The organism is Fibrobacter sp., assembly GCA_017503015.1.
In the GTDB taxonomy this organism is placed as follows: Bacteria; Fibrobacterota; Fibrobacteria; order Fibrobacterales; family Fibrobacteraceae; genus Fibrobacter.
This window is the reverse complement of record JAFVTX010000022.1, coordinates 20,756-28,958: the sequence shown is the minus strand read 5'-3', so window position 1 is coordinate 28,958 and position 8,203 is coordinate 20,756. Positions and strand designations below refer to the sequence as shown.

At 54.5% G+C, this 8,203-nt stretch carries 4 protein-coding genes; all 4 read left to right on the top strand.

Annotated elements, in window-relative coordinates:
• Positions 1-163 precede the first annotated feature (163 nt).
• The 4 genes from IKB43_04045 to IKB43_04030 all read left to right on the top strand — a co-directional run bounded on the left by IKB43_04045 (position 164) and on the right by IKB43_04030 (position 8,192).
• On the top strand, positions 164-1,168 hold the full coding sequence (locus IKB43_04045) for a hypothetical protein (protein ID MBR2469310.1): 1,005 nt from the start codon (positions 164-166) through the stop codon (positions 1,166-1,168).
• 270 nt (positions 1,169-1,438) lie between these two features.
• A complete protein-coding gene (locus IKB43_04040; GenBank protein ID MBR2469309.1) occupies positions 1,439-3,031 on the top strand; it encodes a glycosyl hydrolase family 5 in 1,593 nt (530 codons plus the stop codon).
• A gap of 204 nt (positions 3,032-3,235) precedes the next feature.
• A complete protein-coding gene (gene ilvD / locus IKB43_04035; protein MBR2469308.1) occupies positions 3,236-5,095 on the top strand; it encodes a dihydroxy-acid dehydratase in 1,860 nt (619 codons plus the stop codon).
• Positions 5,096-5,585: 490 nt separating this feature from the next.
• On the top strand, positions 5,586-8,192 hold the full coding sequence (locus IKB43_04030) for a response regulator (GenBank protein ID MBR2469307.1): 2,607 nt from the start codon (positions 5,586-5,588) through the stop codon (positions 8,190-8,192).
• Positions 8,193-8,203: the final 11 nt, after the last annotated feature.

Below are 8,203 nucleotides of genomic sequence, written 5' to 3'. Positions count from 1 at the left end.
TTTGATAAAAAGAATTTGAGCGAAACCGAGCGCAGGCAGGAACGAAAAGTGGTGAATACTGGAGGTCTTTACCACTTTGAGTGACGAAACTGCGCGATGTGTTGCAGCCAAATTTTTGAAAATGAATTTTTAGAGGTGACCCGGAATATACTAGGAGTAAAATATGGCTTCTGAAAATGCGATTATCGAACGTGCCGAAATGTACCTGCGCAAATTGTCTTGCGGCATCAACCCCCTCACCGACGAAATCCTCCCCGAAGGGGACTCCTGCAAGCAGGAACGAATCAGCAAGTGCCTTGCCTATGTGGCATCCCTGTTGCAACAACAGTTGAACCACGAACAACTTGCGCCCGTAACCACCCCCCGCAAGCCCGCACCCAAGGCCCCCAAGGCCCCCAAGCAGCCCCTTTCTATTGCCCCCGAATCTATCAGCAAATACCGTTTCTTCGACTACCCTGTTTCTATTTCCCGCGTGGTCCGCAACATCAACGAACTTATCCCTGCAGGCGTGAACATGAACCACCTGCTCTACGCCGACGTGGCCAACTTCTTGGTTCAGCAGGGCATCCTCGCCCGGCAGATGACCGAAAACGGAACCGAGGCGAACCTGCCCACGGAGCTCGGAGAATCTTACGGGTTCGAAAAAGGGGAATCGGACCTCCGGGGCCACCACAACATTTATACCCAATGCTGGGAAAAGGCCCAACAGTACGTGCTGGACAACCTCCAAAAATGTATCGACATCGCCAACGAGCGCTTTGCAAGCCGTAGATCCAACCAAGCCGACAAAGACGATGCCGAAGAAGGGAACTTCCCTCGCAAGACCCGTGAAAAATTCCACGTTTCTGCAGAAGAACTGAACAACTACCCCATTGACGAAACTCCCATACCGGTAAGCGAGATAGCACGGCGTCTCAACGCCCTGATTGGCCCCAACACAGAACGTATTTACTACAAAGTAATCCGTGACTGGTACGTATCCGAAGGCTACCTGGAATTCAAGGAATCTCCCGACGGCAAGGGAGCGTTCCTCCCCACCGAAAAAGGCTCTCTCGCAGGGCTTATGGTAGAATCCCGCACCGGCAAGTTGGGCGAACTCTACGACGTGGTCATGTACGACTCCAAGGCCCAGCGTCTGTTCCTGGACAATTTGGTTGCTAGAGGTTAGGATTTAGGATCTAGGGGCTAGGATCTAGGGGCTAGGATTGTCATCCTCGCTGTCATTCTGGAGCCACGCGGTGGCGATAGAATCACGAGGATCTCCTAATCTCGCGTAAAAAAACGCTTACTTTTGTTCAAAAACACAAAAATGTAAGCAAAAACCGGCCCAAAAACGGCCTAATTTATTGACCTCTGTCACCCCAAAATTCTTTTTACAAGCCATTTCGGCCACATTATTATATTTTTAGGGCCGGGTGATGGGTATAAGAGAGGTAACATGAAATTTCCGTTCTTTAAAACCTTGCTGCTGACGGGAGCACTCCTGTTGGCTTGGAATTGTACTGACAGCACTACTGTGCCCATGGGCGCTCTTTCCGGAATGTCCGAAAATGTCCATGTTATTGACATCGGACCCAATGAAAACCTTTATATCGCCGAAGACGGAACGGTTTATGATTCTCAGTGGAACGTCTTTGGAACATTCTCCGAAGGCAGTATCGTCACCAACGAAGGTGAGACCTTCCTGACCGGTGTTGATTTGAACGAACGCCCTCAGGCAAAAATCATTGAAACCAACGGCGGCACCAAGATGGTGGAATTTGACGATGGCACTGTCACGGACATCCAGGGCAACAACATCGGCACCGTCGACGAAGGCGGCAATGTCGTCGGCGACAATGGCGAAATCATCGCTGAAAATCCCGATGCACCCGCTGTAGCATCTTCTGCAAGCGGAACCAACCCGACATCTGCGGGAACTAATCCTGGAACCAATCCTGGCGGTAACAGTGCAGCCAGCACCAGTTCCAACTCCAGCGGAACCCACAATACCCCCACCTCCTCTGCTGCCGCACAACAGAGCGGACAGTGTGACGGTCAGTGCTACGACGCACCTTCGGGCAAATGTGTCGCCTATTACGACAACCAAAAAGGCCCCCACGACGAACAGTACGCCTACGACAAGTCTTGCACCATGAATTGTTATTATGACCCGACTGGCAAAGATTGCAAAAGCATGGGCGGCGGTACTGTGACCCCGCAAAGCAGTGCTTCCCAGAACCCGGGCCAGAGTTCTTCTTCCAAGCCCAAGAGTTCCAGCAGTAAGCAACAGACGCCGAGTTCCACAAGCCAGCAGAGCGGAAGCTGTCCGAATATTGTCGCCAAGGGTGGTGATTCTGGCAGTGGTTTCGCTAGCCGTTATTGGGATTGCTGCAAGCCCAGTTGTTCCTGGAAGGAAAACACGCAGAACCTTGCAAGCCAGTGTTCAAACAAGGGCGTTACGAAGTCGACTGACTGGGGTGCAAAGAGTGTCTGTGATGGTGGCCCTATGGCAACATGCATTAGCCAGATTCCGTTTACCATTAACGGATGCGACAATATAGGCTTTGCATTCGCAGCCGTTCCGACGAATGCTGCTTGCGGTAGGTGTTTCGAACTTTCCTTCACTGGTGAGGGCAAGTACGAAACCATATTGAACCACAAAAAACTCAAAGGCAAGAAACTCATCGTCATGGCCTCCAACATTGGCTACGATGTGAACCACCAGCAATTCGACATCATGATTCCGGGCGGTGGATATGGAGCGTTTGACGGCTGTAGTTCCCTGATGGGTTGGAGCGGAAACATGGGCGAACGCTATGGTGGACTTTTGAGCGTCTGCGAAAACGAAGCCGGATATAGCGGATCCGAACAGGAAATTTATACCAGGCGCAAGGAATGCTTGGTCAACAAGTGCAACACGTCCTTCGGAAGCGACTCTCAAGCCAAGCAAGGATGCCTGTTCCTGGCCAACTTCATGGAAGCAGCCGGCAACCCCAAGCACACCTATAGGGAAGTTGAGTGTCCGCAAGTGCTGAAGGACAAGTACTAATCTTTTAACATTAACCTCCATAAAGCACCTGCCGCAAGGCGGGTGTTTTTTTGTGGGCCTGCTTTTTGCTACATTATCGTGCAACGTAAAGGGGATCCCCGCCGGAGCCTGCCCTGAGCAAGCCGAACGGGCGGGGATGACATTCTCTCACGAGGATGACATTCTCTTGCAGGGATGACATCTTTTAAACACAAGGACTATATTATGCCGAAACTTCGTTCGCTCAAGACTATGGAAGGCCGTGAAATGGCCGGTGCACGCGCCCTTTGGCACGCAACAGGAACCAAGGTGGAAGACTTTGGCAAGCCGGTGATTTGCGTGGTGAACAGCTATACCCAGTTTGTTCCGGGCCACGTTCACCTGAAGGACTTAGGCCAGGTGGTCGCCCGCGCGATTGAAGCCGCGGGCGGTGTCGCGAAGGAAATGAACACCATCGCGGTCGATGACGGTATCGCCATGGGCCACGACGGCATGCTCTACAGCCTCCCCAGCCGCGACCTGATTGCAGACTCCACCGAATACATGGCAAACGCCCACCGCGCCGATGCCCTCGTGTGCATCTCCAACTGCGACAAGGTGACTCCGGGTATGCTCATGGCCGCCATGCGCCTCAACATTCCGGCAATTTTCGTGAGCGGCGGCCCGATGGAAGCCGGCCACGTGACCACGAAGGACGGCAAGGACCGCGCCCTCGACCTGATTGACGCCATGATCGATTCCGCCGACAACACCATCAGCGACGAGGAAGTGGCCGCCATCGAAGCGAACTCCTGCCCCACTTGCGGTTCCTGCTCCGGCATGTTCACCGCAAACTCCATGAACTCCCTGACCGAAGCGCTAGGCCTTAGCCTCCCTGGCAACGGCACCATCGTCGCGACCCACGCCGAACGCAAGAAGCTGTTTGAAGCTGCCGGTAAGCGCATCGTGGAACTCTGCCACCAGTATTACGATTTGAATGACGAAAGCATCCTCCCGCGTAGCATCGCCACGAAGGAAGCCTTCGAAAATGCCATGCGCCTCGACATCGCCATGGGCGGTTCCTCTAACACCGTGCTCCACTTGCTCGCTGTCGCTCAGGAAGCGGGTGTGGACTTCACCATGAAGGACATCGACCGCCTTTCCCGCAACACGCCGTGCATCTGCAAGGTGGCCCCCACCGTTCACAACATCCACGTGGAAAACGTGAACCGCGCCGGTGGCATCATGGGCATCCTCGGTGAACTGGACCGCATGGGACTCCTCCACAAGGACGCGAAGACCGTCCACGCAAAGACCATGGGCGAAGCCCTGGAAGTGAACGACCTCAAGCGCAACCCCAGCGAAGAAGCCAAGCAGCGCTACCTCGCAGGCCCGGGCCGCAAGTACAACCTGGTCGCCTTCTCGCAGAACTTCATGTACCCCGACCACGACCTCGACCGCGCCACGGGTGCTATCCGCGACGGCGAACACGCCTACACCAAGGACGGCGGCCTCGCTGTTCTGTACGGTAACCTCGCAATTGACGGCTGCATCGTGAAGACCGCCGGCGTCGACGAATCCATCTTCAAGTTCACCGGCCCCGCCGTGGTGTTCGAAAGCCAGGAAGATGCCGTGAAGGGCATTCTCGACCCGAACGTGGTGAAGGCGGGCGACGTGGTTGTGATTCGCTACGAAGGCCCGAAGGGTGGCCCCGGCATGCAGGAAATGCTCTACCCGACCAGCTACCTCAAGAGCCGTCACCTGGGCAAGCTCTGCGCCCTCCTTACCGACGGACGCTTCTCCGGCGGTACCAGCGGTCTCTCCATCGGCCACGCTTCTCCGGAAGCCGCTAACAAGGGTAACATCGGCCTCGTGCACACGGGCGACGTCATCGAAATCGACATCCCGAACCGCAGCATCAACGTGCAGCTCACCGACGACGAGCTGGCCGCCCGCCGCAAGGAAATGGAAGCCCGCGGCGCCAAGGCTTGGCAGCCGGAACACCGCGACCGCGTTGTGTCCAAGGCTCTGCAGGCATACGCCGCGATGGCATCGTCTGCTGATAAAGGAGCCGTTCGAGATCTTTCCTTGATTGGCATCAAGTAAAGAATCTCTCACTCTCGCGACCGCCCCAGCTTAACGCTTGGGGCTTAGTCGCTCACAAGGGCGCGGTGCGCGACCTGTCTCTGATTGGAGTGAAATAAACCCGTGAGCCGTAGGCGACTCGTATTAACGAGTCGTCGAAGGCGAGAGCGAGGCGAGGTCGTAGGTTCTTATTTGCGATAGAGCCGAGCGGTCATCATAGGGCGCCGTGCGCGATTTGAGCCTCATCGGTGTGAAGTAATTCAGATCTAGATCCTTCGACTCCGCTGCGCTCCGCTCAGGATGACACGCCGGAGTTTACCCCGCACTTGATGCGGGGCGGGGATGACAGCGCTGGACACGACTCCGCAAGACAGCGCCCGTCCATCGCAAGCTGGGGCGGCGCCGAAGCATCCAGGGTTGTTTAAACCAGAGAAAAACAGGGCTATTAACCGCAAAAGCCACCCCATCGGAGTGGCTTTTGTTATAATTCCCGTAGTCGGAGGTCCATCTCATGGATAGTAAAAAACTGGCTAGCGTAATGCGCGTAGCCATCATCGGTACCTTTCTTGCGGCAATCATCCTGGTTGCAGGCACCTTCTGGAATGGCAGGAGTGCCAGCGCCGATACCGAAAAGGCCGTCCGGAGCGTAAGCCTTTTGTACCTGAACGAACTGGCCGAACGCCGCGAGCAGGTAGTGGCCGCAAGGCTTGCCAACTACATAAGCGACATGGGCATCGCCGTAGGCCTAATCGAGAAAGAAGACCTCAATAGCATCGAAAGGCTCCAGAAGTACCAGGCCCGCATGAAACAGCTCTATGGCCTCGAAAAGTTTGCCTTCGTCGATACCACGGGACTAATCTACACCTCCCGCGGAACCCGGACCGACATCGAACTTTACAATATCGACTACAACCACCTGACCAAACCCGAAATATCAATCAAGAACGTGGATGCAGAGAACAAGACCGTCATTATAGCCATCCCCGTGGACAGGCTTCCTCTCGAAAACCGGATTCTCGTGGTGTGCTTTATGGAAATAAGCGTTCCCAGCCTGATCGACGGACTTTCCTTGCAGGGCGAAAAGAACAACGCCACCTTCTGCAACATCTATACCCAGGACGGCAATTCCCTCACCAACATGGTGCTGGGAGGCCTTGCCAGCGAAGACAACCTGCTGAACGCCGTCCAGCGGGCAAATTACGATACCGGATACTCATTCGAAAAAGTGAAAGAAGATTTCGCCCAGCATAAGGAGGGCGTAGTGTCATTCACCTATAACAATATCCGGGAAACGCTGTACTATGTACCCGTGCACAACACGGACTGGATGCTTACCTACCTTATCCGTGAAAGTATCATCAGCGAGCAAATCGGGTCCATTTCTTCGGGAATCATCTTCCGTGGCCAGTGCCTTTCTGGGCTTACCGCACTTGTGCTGGTCGGCATGTTCGCCTTTGTCATTGTCCAGATCCGGCGCAACACAAGAATACGGTTGGAACACGAAATCCAGGAAGCCAAGGACCGCATCAAGCAGGAATCCCTATCCGAAGCACTGAAGGTGGCAGAAGAATCCAACAAGGCGAAGACCATATTCCTTTCCAACATGAGCCACGAAATCCGCACTCCCATGAACGCCATCATCGGCCTCGACAACCTGGCCCTTCACGAGCCGGACATTTCGGACAAAGTGCGGGACTACCTCACGAAAATTGGGGGCTCGGCAGAACACCTGTTAAAACTCATCAACGAAATATTGGACATGTCCCGCATCGAGGCGGGAAAATTCACCCTGAAAAAGGAGGAGTTCTCCTTCTCAAAACTCATGGAGCAGGTGAACACCATGTTCAGCGTCCAGTGCGAAGAAAAGGGACTCAGGTACAACTGCCATCTTGCGGGCCAGATAGACGAATACTTTATTGGCGACGACATGAAACTCCGCCAGGTGCTCATCAACATCCTCGGCAATTCGGTCAAGTTCACCAACAAGGGCGGGCGCATCGACCTGAGCGTAGAAAAGATTGCCTCGTTCGAAAGGAATTCAACGCTCCGCTTTGTCATTTCCGACACGGGCATCGGCATGAGCAAGGAATTCTTGCCAAAGATTTTTGACTCCTTCGCCCAGGAAAACACGGACAATTCTAGCAAGTACGGCGGTTCGGGCCTTGGCCTTGCCATTTCCAAGAGCATCGTGGAACTGATGAACGGAAACATCGAGGTGGAAAGCGAAAAGGGCCGGGGCACCACCTTTACCATCACGGTTACCCTGCAAGATTCCCACAGGAGCCATTCATCCGATGGGGATATCAATGTTCGGCTAAATGAACTGCATGTACTTGTAGTCGATGACGACCCCGTGGCCCTGGAGCATGCCCGGCTTGTGCTTGAACTGGCGGGCATCACTACCGAGACGGCAAAGTCTGGCAAGGAAGCCGTTGAAATGGTCAAGCTGCGCCACGGACGAAGGGAGCCCTTCAACCTGATTATCATAGACTGGAAAATGCCCGAAATGGACGGAGTGGAAACGACAAGGCAAATCCGCGCCACCACCGGCGACGAGTCGGCAATCATCATCCTTACCGCCTACAACTGGGACGATGTCCTGGACGAAGCCATTCGGGCAGGCGTCGACAGCTTTGTTGCAAAGCCGATCTTCACGGGGGCGTTGCTGGATGAATTCAAGAAAGTCCTCAAGAAAAAACAGAACGCCCTCCTGGGCAGCCCCAAGAAGGCCGACCTGCGGGGCAAGCGCATATTGCTTGCCGAAGACGTCGACGTGAATGCGCAAATCATGGAAAACGTGCTGGCCATGCGGGAAATACAAACCGACATAGCCACCAACGGGAAAATCGCCCTGGAAAAATTCAGCGAACACCCCGCGGGCTATTACGACGCCATTCTCATGGACATCCGCATGCCCGAAATGGACGGCCTGGAGGCAACCGCTGCCATCCGCAAACTAGACCGCGAAGACGCCCAGAAAATTCCTATAATAGCACTTACGGCAAATGCCTTCGACGAAGACGTGCAGCGAAGTTTGCAGGCGGGCATGAACGCCCACCTTTCAAAACCGATCCAACCAGAAGCCCTTTTCGAGACCCTGGAAACGATACTTTCATAACGGAGAAACCC

Excerpts from the sequence above, each read along its gene's own strand:
- ilvD (MBR2469308.1), top strand. The coding sequence starts at position 3,236 with ATGCCGAAACTTCGTTCGCTCAAGACTATGGAAGGCCGTGAAATGGCC.
- IKB43_04030 (MBR2469307.1), top strand. The coding sequence starts at position 5,586 with ATGGATAGTAAAAAACTGGCTAGCGTAATGCGCGTAGCCATCATCGGT.
- IKB43_04040 (MBR2469309.1), top strand. The coding sequence starts at position 1,439 with ATGAAATTTCCGTTCTTTAAAACCTTGCTGCTGACGGGAGCACTCCTG.
- IKB43_04045 (MBR2469310.1), top strand. The coding sequence starts at position 164 with ATGGCTTCTGAAAATGCGATTATCGAACGTGCCGAAATGTACCTGCGC.